10 protein-coding genes and 1 tRNA gene are annotated in these 13,428 nt (G+C 65.1%); 6 read left to right on the top strand and 5 right to left on the bottom strand.

Annotated elements, in window-relative coordinates; translation table 11 throughout:
• Positions 1–57: 57 nt before the first annotated feature.
• Both LX70_RS04340 and LX70_RS04335 read right to left on the bottom strand, forming a co-directional pair.
• Positions 58–131 (bottom strand) — tRNA-Cys (locus LX70_RS04340).
• 65 nt (positions 132–196) lie between these two features.
• Positions 197–538: a DUF6476 family protein gene (locus LX70_RS04335; RefSeq protein ID WP_245884932.1), complete on the bottom strand. Its 342-nt coding sequence runs from the start codon at positions 536–538 to the stop codon at positions 197–199.
• Here LX70_RS04335 and LX70_RS04330 point away from each other — a divergent pair.
• The 3 genes from LX70_RS04330 (at position 528) to LX70_RS04320 (ending at position 3,728) form a co-directional block, all read left to right on the top strand.
• Positions 528–1,565, top strand: coding sequence for an RluA family pseudouridine synthase (locus tag LX70_RS04330; protein ID WP_105513260.1), 1,038 nt, complete (start codon positions 528–530; stop codon positions 1,563–1,565). The genes LX70_RS04335 and LX70_RS04330 overlap by 11 nt on opposite strands.
• Before the next feature lie 172 nt (positions 1,566–1,737).
• Positions 1,738–2,634 (top strand): RNA polymerase sigma factor RpoH, encoded by an 897-nt coding sequence (gene rpoH, locus LX70_RS04325; RefSeq protein WP_105513259.1) that lies wholly within the window; start codon positions 1,738–1,740, stop codon positions 2,632–2,634.
• Positions 2,635–2,744: 110 nt separating this feature from the next.
• A complete protein-coding gene (locus tag LX70_RS04320; RefSeq protein ID WP_105513258.1) occupies positions 2,745–3,728 on the top strand; it encodes a Gfo/Idh/MocA family protein in 984 nt (327 codons plus the stop codon).
• 12 nt (positions 3,729–3,740) lie between these two features.
• Here LX70_RS04320 and LX70_RS04315 read toward each other — a convergent pair whose 3' ends face one another.
• The 3 genes from LX70_RS04315 to LX70_RS04305 all read right to left on the bottom strand — a co-directional run bounded on the left by LX70_RS04315 (position 3,741) and on the right by LX70_RS04305 (position 9,962).
• A complete protein-coding gene (locus tag LX70_RS04315) occupies positions 3,741–4,919 on the bottom strand; it encodes a dipeptidase (protein ID WP_105513257.1) in 1,179 nt (392 codons plus the stop codon).
• A gap of 22 nt (positions 4,920–4,941) precedes the next feature.
• Positions 4,942–7,848: a Hint domain-containing protein gene (locus tag LX70_RS04310; RefSeq protein WP_105513256.1), complete on the bottom strand. Its 2,907-nt coding sequence runs from the start codon at positions 7,846–7,848 to the stop codon at positions 4,942–4,944.
• A gap of 284 nt (positions 7,849–8,132) precedes the next feature.
• Positions 8,133–9,962 (bottom strand): M3 family oligoendopeptidase, encoded by a 1,830-nt coding sequence (locus LX70_RS04305; RefSeq protein ID WP_105513255.1) that lies wholly within the window; start codon positions 9,960–9,962, stop codon positions 8,133–8,135.
• 247 nt (positions 9,963–10,209) lie between these two features.
• Between LX70_RS04305 and LX70_RS04300 the strand changes: the two genes are divergently transcribed.
• From LX70_RS04300 to LX70_RS04290, 3 genes are read left to right on the top strand one after another with little or no spacing between them, the layout of a single operon-like run.
• A complete protein-coding gene (locus LX70_RS04300) occupies positions 10,210–11,631 on the top strand; it encodes a circularly permuted type 2 ATP-grasp protein (RefSeq protein WP_105513254.1) in 1,422 nt (473 codons plus the stop codon).
• 6 nt (positions 11,632–11,637) lie between these two features.
• On the top strand, positions 11,638–12,591 hold the full coding sequence (locus LX70_RS04295) for an alpha-E domain-containing protein (RefSeq protein WP_105513253.1): 954 nt from the start codon (positions 11,638–11,640) through the stop codon (positions 12,589–12,591).
• Positions 12,588–13,400 carry a transglutaminase family protein gene (locus LX70_RS04290; RefSeq protein ID WP_105513252.1) on the top strand — a complete coding sequence of 271 codons (813 nt, stop codon included), beginning with the start codon at positions 12,588–12,590 and terminating at the stop codon, positions 13,398–13,400. Before LX70_RS04295 ends, LX70_RS04290 begins: the two co-directional genes overlap by 4 nt.
• Positions 13,401–13,428: the final 28 nt, after the last annotated feature.

Here is a 13,428-nt window from a genome sequence, read left to right as displayed (position 1 = left end):
TTCCGCCACCGCAGCTGGCGATGCGATATAGATGAGCGGCGCGGGGGGACGGGGATATGGAGGCGGGTACCGGAATCGAACCGGTCTACACGGATTTGCAATCCGCTGCGTAACCTCTCCGCCAACCCGCCAATCTGCGGCTTGGTAGCGGGACGGCGCGGGGTTTGCAAGCGGGTTTGCGCGGGGTGGGGGCGGCTCAGGGGGCGGTGATCGGCAGGCGCTGGCGCAGGGTGCCGGTTTTCGCGTCGAAGATCAGGATTTCCTCTCCCGCCGCGCCTTCGGCCACGACGGCGATCCAGCCGCGCCCCATCGTGACCGCCCCGGCCGCCGTCCCTTCCGGCAGCGTCAGGCCCTCTGGCAGGGCCGGGCGCGGGGGCGCGGCTTTGGGCAGGCGAGTGACAAGCAGCCCGACGATGGTTATGAGGCCGAGGATCATGGTGCCTGCCAGCGCCGTGACCAGGAATTTCAGGAAACGCAGTTCGGGCGGTGGCGGGGTTTCCGCCTCGGGCCCGGAAGGGGCGGGGGGCATGTCGGACATATCTGGCGCCATCGTTAGGATCGTGATCGGGCCGAACCCGCCTGACCGCCTTGATAAGGCGCTGGCGCGCGATGTGCCAGAAGAAGCGAACCTGTCACGCTCGCGCATCGCGCGGCTGATCGCCGGGGGCGCGGTGCTGCATGACGGCACGGCCGCCACCGACGCCAAGGCCCGCGTGGCCGAGGGCGAGGTCTATGAGATCGCCGTCCCGGCTGCCACGGAGGTGGAGACGCGGGCCGAGGACATCCCCCTGACCGTGGTCTATGAGGATGGCGAGTTGATCGTCATCGACAAGCCCGCGGGGATGGTCGTCCACCCCGCGCCCGGCTCGCCCGCGCAGACGCTGGTCAATGCGCTTCTGCATCACGCGGGCGACAGCCTGTCGGGCATCGGCGGCGAAAAGCGGCCCGGCATCGTCCACCGGATCGACAAGGACACGTCCGGCCTGCTGGTCGTCGCCAAGACCGACCGCGCGCACCATGCGCTTGCCCGCCAGTTCGAAAAGCACACGGCCGAGCGGCGGTATCTGGCGCTCGTCCATGGCGTGCCGGACATGGCCGACCCGCGCCTGCATGGCGTGAAGGGGACCAGTTTCGAGGCGGGCGGGGTGCTGAAGATCACCACCCAGCTGGCCCGCCACCGGACCGACCGGCAGAAACAGGCGGTGACCTTCCATGGCGGCCGCCACGCCGTCACCCGCGCCCGTGTCCTCGAAGGCTTCGGCACGCCGCCGTCGCTTTCGCTGGTGGAATGCCGGCTGGAAACGGGGCGGACGCATCAGATCCGGGTTCACATGGCCCATGCGGGCCACGGCCTTGTCGGCGATCCGGTCTATGGCGGGCGCCGCAAGCCCTCGGCCACGGCGCTGGGGGCGGGGGCCGCCGCTGCCGTCGCCGCCTTTCCGCGCCAGGCGCTGCATGCCGCGACGCTGGGCTTCGCCCATCCGGTCACGGGGGAGATGCTGCGTTTCGAAAGCCCGCTTCCAGCGGATATGGCGGACTTGCTGGACCTTCTGCGCAGCCGTTAGGCCACCGGAACGCACGGCCGCTGACATTCCCGTGTTCGCGCTGACATATTTCGAACCCAGCGACGGTTAGCGGCGTCTTCACCGTTAGACTGCTAAGGGCCGACAAGCGGCCTTGCAGGAGGCGCGGGTCATTCCTACATTCCGTGGTCCTGCCGAGGGAAGGAAACAGAACATGGCGAGCTATACGAATCTTCCGGCACCCAGCCCCGAACAGGGGCTGAACCGTTATTTGCAGGAGATCCGCAAGTTTCCCCTTCTGGAACCGGAAGAGGAATACATGCTGGCGAAAAGCTGGGTGGACCGTGAGGACAGTTCGGCCGCGCACCGGCTTGTCACCTCGCACCTGCGGCTGGCGGCGAAGATCGCGATGGGCTATCGCGGCTATGGCCTGCCGCAGGCCGAGGTGATTTCCGAGGCCAATGTGGGCCTGATGCAGGCGGTCAAGCGCTTTGACCCCGAAAAGGGCTTTCGCCTTGCCACCTATGCGATGTGGTGGATCCGGGCCTCGATCCAGGAATATATCCTGCGGTCGTGGAGCCTTGTGAAACTTGGCACCACCTCGGCGCAGAAAAAGCTGTTCTTCAACCTGCGCAAGGCGAAATCCCGCATCGGCGCGCTTGAGGAAGGCGACCTGCGGCCCGAGCATGTGCAGAAGATCGCCCATGACCTCAACGTGACCGAGGATGAGGTGATCGACATGAACCGCCGCCTGTCGGGTGGCGATGCCTCGCTGAACGCCACCATCGGCTCGGACGGGGAAGGCACCGCGCAATGGCAGGACTGGCTTGAGGATGAGGGCGCCGATCAGGCGGGCGATTTCGAGGCCGCCGATGAGCTTTCGGTGCGGCGCGAGCTTCTGGAACAGGCCATGGACGTGCTGAACGACCGCGAAAAGGACATCCTGATCCAGCGCCGTCTGGTGGACGATCCGGTGACGCTGGAACAGCTGTCCGAGCAATACAAGGTCAGCCGTGAGCGGATCCGCCAGATCGAGGTCCGCGCCTTCGAGAAGTTGCAAAACGCCATGCGCGATCTGGCCCGCGACAAGGGCATGCGCGTTCCGTCTTGAGGCGGGCGCAAAAGACAAGGCAGGGGCCGCGTCCGGCAGGGCGCGGCCCTTCTGCTTGTCGGCCTTCGCCGCCGGCCTTATGATTGCGCAAACATCGAAAGGGGGGCGCGATGAAGCCGGTCAATTGGGGCGTTCTGGGCGCGTCGAAATTCGCGCGTGAACATATGGCCCGCGCGATCCATGAGGCGGCGGGCGCAACACTTTATGCGCTGGCGACCTCTGACCCGAAGAAGGCGGACGATTTCAAGGCGTTCTGCCCCGACCTTCAGGTCCATGGCAGCTATGATGCCCTGCTGTCCGATCCGGCGGTGGAGGCGGTCTATATCCCGCTGCCCAACCACCTTCACGTCGAATGGACGCAAAAGGCCATCGCCGCCGGAAAGCATGTACTGACCGAAAAGCCCATCGCGCTGAAGGCCGATGAGATCGACGGGCTGATCGCGGCCCGCGATGCCTCGGGCCTGCTGGTGACCGAGGCCTACATGATCGTCCACCACCCGCAATGGCAGCGGGCGAAGACGCTGGTCGGGGAGGGCGCGATCGGACGCATCCTTCATGCCGACGCGCATTTCAGCTATGACAACCGCGCCGATCCCGGCAATATCCGCAACCGGCCCGAAACCGGCGGCGGCTCCATCCCCGATATCGGCGTCTATACCTATGGCGGCATCCGCTACGTTACCGGGGCCGAGCCGTCGCGCCTCAGCGCCCGCATCCGCCGGGAAAACGGTGTCGATGTCTATGCCCAGGTCACCGGGCAGTTCGCGGGCGCGGGCGGCGATTTCACCTTCCACGCCATGACCTCGATGCGTCTTCCGCCCCGGCAGGAGGTGGTGTTTCAGGGGGAGGGCGGGCTGATCCGCCTGACCGCGCCCTTCAACGCCGGGATCTTTGGCGAGGCGCAGTTGCACATGCTGCGCCCTGGCAAGCCCGACCATGTCGAACGCTTCCCCGACCTGCGCCAATATGTCAGGCAGGTGGAGAACTTCGGCCGCAGCCTGCGCGATGGCGTGGCCTATCCCTGGCGCCTTGAGGATGCGAAGGGGACGCAGGCCATGATCGACATGGTCTTTGCCAGCGAAGAGCCGGTCTGACGGGGCAGGGCGTTATTCGGCAGGCAGCGCCTGCCCGAGGAAGCGCACCATGTTGCCGCCCATGACCTTGGCGATGGTCGGTTCCGTCAGCCCCCTGTCCATCAGCGCCTGGGTCAGCGCCGCCAGTTCCGAGGCGTCGAACCGGGTTCGCACGGCGCCGTCGAAGTCCGAGCCGAGCGCGACGTGATCCTCCCCCACGAGCCGGATCGCGGCGGCGATGGAGGTGGCGATCCCGGCGGGCGTATCGTCGCAGGTGACCTCTTCCCAGAAGCCGATGCCGATCAGCCCGCCGCGCGCCGCGATCTCTTTCATCAGAGCGTCGGAAAAGTTCCGCTTCGTCGCGCATTGGCTGTAGATGCCGCTATGGCTGACCACCACCGGTACATCGACCATGTCCAGCACGTCGCGCGCCATTTGCGGCGAGGCATGGGCGAGGTCGATGATCATCTTCTTCTCGACCATCTTGCGGACCACCAGACGGCCGAAATCCGTCAGCCCCTGCGACGCGCCCGCCTGCCCGTGGAGCGAGGCGCCAAGTTCGTTATCGAAGAAATGCGTCAGCCCCATCAGGCGGAACCCGGCGTCATAAAGCCGGTCGAGATTGTCGAGATAGCCGTTCAGCGCATGTCCGCCCTCGGCCCCGAGGATGCCGCCGACGACATGCTCCCCCGCCGCGCGGCGCGCCAGAACCGCGTCCAGATCGGCGCGGGTCTTCACGATCTTCAGCATCTCCGGCGCCTTTTCCTCGGCCAGATGCAATTGCCGCGCCTGTTCCAGCGCGCGTTCGGTCAGGTCCAGCCAACTGCGGAAGGGGCGGAGCTGGCCGATGTAAAGCAGGGTGATATTGTCCCGCGCGTCGGCGGAGTTCTGGGTGTAGTTCAGCCCGGCGGGGCTTTTCGTGACCGTGGTGAAGACCTGAAACGCCACATTGCCCTCGATCAGCCGGGGCAGGTCGACCTGACCGCGATCGGATCGCTGCGTCAGGTCGCGGTCCCAAAGCAGGCTGTCGGCATGCCAGTCCCCGATGATGAGGCGCGCATGCAGCGCCTTTGCCGCCGCGCTGACCGGCCAGGGATCATGCGCCGTCACCGGGTTCTGCTGGCGTTCGACATAGCCCGGCGCGAAGGAGAAGAACCCCAAAAGCCCGAACACGATCAGGGCGCCGATCAGCCGCAGGATCAACCGCATCATCCATCCTTCTCCCGAATACCCGTCAGGACGCGAGGATCTGATGCACCTCATACCGCTTCAGGGTCAACCGCGCGGCAGGATAGGGCAGGGCGCCCGGCACGGAAAGCCCCGGAAAAAGGGTGAAAAGTTCCTCGCGCACGGCGTCGTCCATGGAGGATAGCGTGGCCGCGCCGGGCTGGAAGCTTTCGCTCCACAGACCGTTGGAGCGCACGATCTCATGCCGGTCGAACATCAGGTGGATGTAGCGCACCCCCGCCGCCGCCGCGTCGCGCGCAACGCCGGGCTGGCCAAGGAAATGTGCCGCCGGGGCAAGTGCCTCGGCCTCACCAATGAACAGTTCCGTCGCCGCCCCGCGCAGCAACAGCCGGTGCTGGGGCGACACGCGCAGGTCGCGCGCGGGGACCCCGTCGCCAAGCGCATCCTTCGCGATCAGCACCGGGCGCAGCTTTGGCAGGCGCGCAAGCTCTGCCGCGCCAAGATCGCGGCGGCCGATCCAGCGGATCTCCTGATAGCCATGGTCCATGGTCAGGACCCGGTCGCCGACGGACAGGTCATCGACATCCACCTCGCCCCGGTCGGTCGCGATCAGCGTGCCGGGGGTGAAGCAGGGGACGATCGTCTCGATATTCGAGAAGTCCATCGTCCCGATGATCGTGCCGAAACTGTCGTAGAAGATGACGGTGCCGTTCTCGTTCGTCAGGTCGCTGAAGTGGATATCGGTGGTGGCCTTGGTCCAGCCGGAGCCGAAAAGGTCAAGCACGTCGACATCGGTATTGCCGGGGTCTTCCGACCCGTCCACCACATCGCCGATCCCGACGCCCGCGAACGTGTCGTTGCCCAGCCCGCCGATCAGCGTGTCGGCTGCCGAACCGCCCGTCAGGCTGTCGTTTCCTGCGCCCGCATCGACATACATCGAAAGATCCGCGGCGGCGCCGTTGACGCTGTCATTGCCCGACCCGAGAAGGAAACGCTCGATCTCGCTGAACGTGGCGGTGGAGGTGCCGTCCGTCAGCGTCCCGGCCTCACCCCCGGTAAAGGTCACGGTCTGGTTGGCGCTGATGGCGGTCGCATCGATCGTGTCGCCGATCGTTTCGCCCGCCTCGCCGCCCATGATCGTGTCATTGCCGAACGTGCCGGTCAGCTTGATGAGGTCGTCGCCGTCGCCGCCGGCGATGCTGTCCGCGCCAGCGCCGCCATCGATGGTGTCGTTGCCGGTTCCACCGTCAATCGTATCGGTGCCGACGCCGCCGAGAATGCTGTCTGTCCCGGACCCGCCGACCAGCGAGTCATTGCCATCGCCGCCATTGAGCGTGTCGTTGCCCGCGCCACCGAGGATCGTGTCATTCCCCGCCCCGCCGTCGACGGTGTCGTTTCCGCCAACGCCGGTTGTCAGCGACACGTTGTCGATGAGGTTTCCGGCGCTGTTGTTCTCGCTGCTCAACTCGCGGAATTCGAGCCGGTCCAGCCCGCCGCTTCCGGTGACGGTGAAGGTATAGGTCGCCCAGTCGGTTCCCGGTGTCACCGTTCCGATCAGCGCCCCTTGCCAGTAAATCTGGAAGGATTCACCCGAATAGCCCGACCGCGCCATGGCGCTGAGGCTGAGAGTATAGGATTGCGACGCAGTTGTCGCGACGTCCTGCCAGATCGCGTCGACCGCTCCGGCGTAGTCCAGTTCGATGCTGTTGCTGCCATCGGAAGGCGATGCGCCGGCTATCCCGCTTCCCCAGACTTCGACGAGGTCGGAGGAGTTGCTGTGCCATCCGGCAATCGCCTGCGCCGACCATGAGCCCGCCGGAACCCCGGCCTCGAAACTGCCGTTGACCAGCATGTTGTCGGCGTCGATATAGTCGTCGCCGGTGCCACCCAGAATGGTGTCGTCGCCAGAGCCTCCGGCAATCCAGTCGTTCCCGTCGCCACCGTCAATCCTGTCGGCACCGTCGCCACCCGCGATCACGTCGTTGAACGTCCCGGTTCCGCCATAAAGGGAATCGTTCCCGGCGCCGCCCAGAATGGTATCGGCGCCCAGTCCGCCATCGACCGTATCGGCGCCGGTGCCGCCCAGGATGCTGTCGTTCCCGTCGCCGCCGAGAAGGGAATCGTTGCCGTCGCCGCCGTCGATCGTGTCGTTGCCGGTGCCGCCCAGGATCGTGTCGTTGAAGACGCCCGTGCCGCCATAAAGCGAATCGTTCCCGGCGCCGCCGTCGATGCTGTCCGTCCCGGTGCCGCCATCGACATAGTCGTTGCCAAGCCCCGACAGCACCGTGTCATTGCCCGCCCCGGCGCGCACCCGGTCGTCCTGCCAGGAGGTGGTGGAGGACGAAATGCCGTCGCCGCCGTCGATCTTGTCGGTGCCATTGGCGATCGGCTCGACATAGGTGGAGTTGATGAGGTCGTTGCCCGCCGTCCCCTCGACCCAGCCATCGTCAAAGCCGGTGACGATCCGGTCCGTCGCGATCCCTGCGTATGAGGTGGTGCCGCCGGTGATGCTGTCCAGCCGGATCGAGACGATCGGCATGTTCTGATAGGCCACCGTGTCCGGGGCCGCGGTCGCCGTGGAATCGGGGGCAAGGAAGAGATGCCCGGCCGTATCCTGCGCCAGCACTGCCGAAACCGTCGCGGTGGTTCCGTTCGCGTAGGTGATGGTGGCGTTGTAGATGATCGTGGCGTCGAAGGTGAACGTCTGTGTTCCCGCACCGATATTGGTGGTGAACGTGTCGTTCGAGATGGTGTTGTCCTGGTCGAGCGCCGTGGCATTGCCGCCAAGGTCGTTCATCGTGACCTGGGTCACATGGTTGTAAAGCGGGTCGGTGGTCGATCCGTAGGTCTGCCCGACGAGGGCAGAGGCGTTTTCGGCGACCGTGTTGCCCTCGGTCGGGTCCAGCACCGTCGTCGAGGTGCCGAGGTAAATCCAGCTGAATGTGTTGGGCATCTACGCTCCCCCACCTGTAAACACGCGGTACACCCGACCCCCGCCCGGCGCCGTCATTTCGGCGGCGACGCTGGTTTCGGGGTCGCGCAAAGTCATACTCATACTCACATCGCCCGGAGTGGCGGGCGTCGCCCAAACCTGATTCGATGCCTTCTCGCACCGATTCCGGGCTTTATCATGCAATTCGCGTGGCGGCAGCGCAGATTTTGCGATTGCCGCACACGCCAAACGCGAAATACGCCGTTTTTCGGCTGCGATGTTGCAGGGCGGGGACAAAAAGAGGGTTAACCCTCCATCGCCTCCAGCTCGTCGATCATGCCGGCGATCATCGACAGCCCCTTGTCCCAGAATGTCGGGTCCGAGGCGTCGAGGCCGAAGGGCGCCAGAAGCTCCTTGTGATGCTTCGATCCGCCCGCCTTCAGCATGTCGAAATACTTCGCCTGGAAATCCGGCAGCCCCTCTTCATAGGCCGCGTAAAGCGCATTCACGAGGCCGTCGCCGAACGCATAGGCGTAGACGTAGAAGGGGGTGTGGACGAAATGCGGGATGTAGGACCAGAAGGTTTCATAGCCCGGCATGAAGTCGAAGACCGGGCCAAGGCTTTCGGCCTGAACGCTCATCCACAGCGCGTTGATGTCCTCGGGCGTCAACTCGCCCGCGCGGCGGGCGGCGTGCAGCTTGCATTCGAAGTCATAAAACGCGATCTGGCGCACGACCGTGTTGATCATGTCCTCGACCTTGCCCGCCAGCAGGGTTTTGCGCTCGTTCTGGTCCTTTGCCTGCGACAGAAGCTTGCGGAAGGTCAGCATCTCACCGAACACGCTTGCGGTTTCGGCCAGGGTGAGGGGGGTGGAGGACAGCATCTCCCCTTGCGGGGCGGCCAGCACCTGATGGACGCCATGGCCCAGCTCATGCGCCAGCGTCATCACGTCGCGCGGTTTGCCGAGGTAGTTGAGCATCACGTAAGGATGCACATCCGTCACCGTCGGATGGGCGAAGGCGCCGGGCGCCTTGCCCGGCTTCACGCCCGCGTCGATCCAGCCCTTGTCGAAGAAAGGCCGTGCAATATCAGCCATCTGCGGATCGAACTTCGCGTAAGCCGTCAACACCGTGTCGCGCGCGTCCTCCCAGGCGACGGTCTTCTTTTCCTCGATCGGCAGCGGCGCGTTGCGGTCCCAGACCTGAAGCCGCTCAAGCCCCATCCATTTGGCCTTCAGCGCATAGTAACGATGGCTCAGGCGCGGATAGGCGGCCACGACGGCGTTGCGCAGCGCCTCGACCACCTCGGGCTCCACATGGTTCTCAAGGTGGCGCGCGGTTTGTGGCGTGGGCATCTTGCGCCAGCGGTCCTCGACCTCCTTCTCTTTCGCCAGCGTGTTATGAACGCGCGCGAAGGTCTTGATGTTATTTGCGAAAACATCGGCCAGCGCCTGCGCCGCCGCCGCGCGCCGGGGGCGCTCAGGCTCACTCAGCAGGTTCAGCGTGGCTTCAAGGTTCATGGGCTCTTCCTCGCCCTCGACGGTGAATTCCAGCCCCGCCATCGTCTCGTCGAAGAGCTTGTTCCACGCCGTCGCGCCGACGACGGAATTATCATGCAGGAAGCGCTCCAGCTCATCCGAAAGCTGGTGGGGCTTCATCGCCCGCATCCGGTCGAAAACCGGCTTGTAGCGCGCGATCGCCGGGTTCGCGGTGAAGGTCGCGGTGTAAGCTTCATCCTCGATCCGGTTGAATTCCAAAGAGAAAAATACAAGCGGCGTGGTAAAGCCGGTGATCTTGTCCTGACAGTCGGACATGAACTTTGCCCGCGCGCCGTCGATGGTGTTCTGGTAATAGCGCAGCCCCGCATAGGACATGATCCGCCCCGCGACGCCTTCGATCTTCTCGAAGCGGTGGATGCAGTCGAGCATCCCGCCCGCGTCCAGCGCCGCCAGCTTGCCCTCGTAATCGGCGGCGAAGGACGCGCAGGCGCCTTCCAGCCAGTCCATGTCGCGGCTCAGCTCCGGCGCGTCGGGGGCGGTGTAAAGGTCGCTCAGATCCCAGTCCGGCAGCTTGCCAAGCCCCCCGCCGCCGGTGGCGTTCGCGTCAAGGACGGGGCGGGGAAGGCGGATCGTCATGGGGAACCTCATTCAAATGATCCGCCAGAGATAGGCGCTGCCGCCCCCCAAGCGCAACCCGGCCTGCTTTCATCTTGCCCCAAATACCTTCTGCGGCGGCCGGGGGCGCCGAGGTTTCCGCCTAAAAATTAACCGCCATACAGCCCAAATTTTGGGCATTGACGCGGCCCCGCCCCGAAAATCCCCGGCCAGCGCTTTCCATTGCCAAAATGGCTGCCTAGTCTTTCATCAGTGCAGGACTTGGGGGATGAGTATGGCGCCAGCGTTCTTCAACGAGATGTTCGACGATAACGGCATCAGGCCGCATTACGCGAAACTCGGCGACTGGACGCAGCACATGCCGGCCGAACTCAGGCAGATGAAGCAGGCCGAGGCGGAGGCGCTGTTCCGCCGCATCGGCATCACCTTCGCGGTCTATGGCGAGGGTGGCGATCCCGACCGGCTGATCCCCTTCGACATGTTCCCGCGTGTCTTCACGCAACCCGAATGGCGGCGTCTCGAACGCGGGATCAAGCAGCGGGCCAAGGCGCTGAACGCCTTCCTCGTCGATGTCTACGGCCGGGGAGAGATCATTCGCGCGGGCCGCATTCCCGCCCGGCTGATCTATGGCAATGAGGCGTATGAAAAGGCCGTCACCGGCTTTGTCCCGCCCAAGGGCGTCTACAGCCATATCGTCGGGATCGACCTTGTCCGTACCGGGCCGGACGATTTCTTCGTGCTGGAAGACAATTGCCGCACCCCCTCCGGCGTCAGCTATATGCTGGAAAACCGTGAGATCATGATGCGGATGTTTCCCGCGCTCTTCCGCGAGAACCGGATCGAGCCGGTCGATGCCTATTCCACGATCCTGCGCCGCACGCTGGCCTCGGTCGCGCCCGCGAAATGCGAGAGCGACCCGACCGTGGTGATCCTGACGCCGGGGCATTACAACTCGGCCTATTACGAACATTCCTTCCTTGCCGACCTGATGGGCGTCGAACTGGTCGAACCGGCCGATCTCTTTGTCGAGGGCGGTTTCGTCTGGATGCGGACGACCGAGGGGCCGCAAAAGGTCGATGTGATCTATCGCCGGATCGACGACGCCTATCTCGATCCGCTCTGCTTCCGGCCCGATTCCATGCTGGGCGTTCCCGGCCTGATGGATGTCTACCGTTCCGGCGGCGTCACCATCGCATCGGCCCCCGGCGCAGGCGTGGCCGATGACAAGGCGGTCTATACCTTCGTGCCGGACATGATCCGCTTTTACCTTGGCGAAGAGCCGATCCTGCAAAACGTGCCGACCTGGCAATGTGCCAAGGCGGACGATCTGAAATACGTCCTCGACCATCTGGGGGAGCTTGTCGTGAAAGAGGTCCATGGCTCGGGCGGCTACGGGATGCTGGTCGGGCCGAAATCGACCGAGGACCAGATCGCCTATTTCCGCACCAGGATCGAGGAGGACCCCGACAATTACATCGCCCAGCCGACGCTGTCGCTGTCAACCTGTCCGTCCTTCGTGGAGGAGGGGATCGCGCCCCGCCATGTCGACCTGCGGCCCTATTGTCTGGTGGGCGAGAAGATTGAGCTTGTGCCGGGCGGCCTGACCCGCGTCGCGCTGCGCGAAGGCTCGCTTGTCGTCAATTCCTCGCAAGGGGGTGGCGTCAAGGATACCTGGGTGCTGGCGGAGTAAAGAGACATGCTGAGCAGGACCGCCGACAACCTCTACTGGATCGGCCGCTATATCGAGCGGGCGGAAATGATGGCCCGTCTGCTGGAGGTGGGCGCGCGGATCGCGCTTCTGCCGTCCGTCGGGCATGGCTATCGCAACGAATGGGATTCGCTTTTGCAGGCGTCCGGCACCGCCGACGGGTTCAGCCACAAGTACGGCGACCCGGTGCAGCGCAACATCGAAAGCTATCTGTTTTTCGACCGCGACAATCCGTCCTCGGTCGCCTCATGCTTCGAACGCGCGCGGGAAAACGGGCGCATCGTGCGGACGGCGCTGACCAGCCAGATGTGGGACGCGCTGAATTCGGCCTTTCAGGAGTTGCGGCAGTTGGAGCGCCAGCCGCGCAGCGAGCTTGAGCTGGGCGTTCTGACCGAATGGACGATGCGCCAGACGGCGCTTCTGCGCGGGGCCATCGAAACCACGCATCTGCGCAATGACGGCTACGATTTCCTTGGCCTCGGCTACGGGCTGGAACGGGCCGACAACACCGCGCGGCTGATCGACGTGAAGTATTACGTCCTTCTGCCACGGGTGGATTTCGTCGGGTCGGAGTTCGACAATTACCAGTGGACCACGCTTTTGCGCGCGATGTCGGCGCACCGCGCCTTTCACTGGGCCTATGGCGGCGACGTGACGCCCGCCAAGATCGCCGATTTCCTGATCCTGAACGCCAAGTTCCCCCGCTCCCTGATGGCCTCGGCGCTGGCGGTGGAGCGTCATCTGGGCCATCTTGAGGAAACATATGGCCGCCGGACCGAGGCGCAGGAGGCGGCCGAAGGTCTTCGCGACGCGCTTCGCGGGCTGTCGGTCGAGGAGATCATCGAGGAAGGGATGCACGAGTTTCTGTCCCGCGTGATCGGGCAGGTGAACCGGATCGGCGGCATAGTCCATGCCACCTACCTGAGCGGAGAGATGCGATGATCGTCTCGGTCAGCCACCGGAGCGTCTACCGTTACGACGCGCCGCTGCGTCTTGCGGTGCAAAGCCTGCGCCTGACGCCGTCGCACTTCGACGGGCAGAAGGTGCTGTCCTGGGAGATTTCGGTCGAGGGTGGTACACGCGGCGGCGCCTTTCGCGACGGGGCGGGCGACTGGATCGAAAGCTGGTCGGTGCGCGGCCCGGCCGACCGGGTAGAGGTCGCCGCGACCGGCACGGTGGACACCACCGATCTGGCGGGCATGTTGCGCGGGCATCGCGAAACCGTCCACCCGCTCGTCTACCTGCGCGAGACGCCCGCGACGATGATCGACACCGCGCTGGCCGATCTGGCCGCCGGGGCCGCGCGCGGGGCGACAAGCCCGCTGGATACCTGCCACGCGCTGTCCAACGCCGTGCGCGCCGCCATTGCCTATCGCCCCGGCGTGACCGGCGCGCATACTTCGGCCGCCGAGGCGCTGGCGCTGGGCGAGGGGGTCTGTCAGGACCACGCCCATGCCCTGATCGCCGCCGCGCGCAGCCTGGACATTCCGGGGCGCTATGTCTCGGGCTATCTGCTGGCCGATCAGGACGGCAAGGAACATGAGGCCGCCCATGCCTGGGCCGAGCTATGGGTCGGGGAACTGGGCTGGATCGGCTTCGACCCCGCCAATGCCTGTTGCCCGAACGATCTATACATCCGCATCGGATCGGGCTTTTCGGCGCAGGATGCCGCGCCGATCCGGGGCATCGCCAGCGGTCCGGGGGCCGAGGCGCTTGACGTGACGGTTGCAGTGACCGCCGGGCAGCAATAGTGTCGCGACGCTTGCGGGGATCGTGATC

The sequence above is a fragment of the Albidovulum denitrificans genome (assembly GCF_002973535.1).
Classification (GTDB): Bacteria; Pseudomonadota; Alphaproteobacteria; order Rhodobacterales; family Rhodobacteraceae; genus Albidovulum; species Albidovulum denitrificans.
The sequence above is the reverse complement of the archived record's forward strand: the minus strand, read 5'-3'. Positions and strand labels throughout refer to the sequence as shown.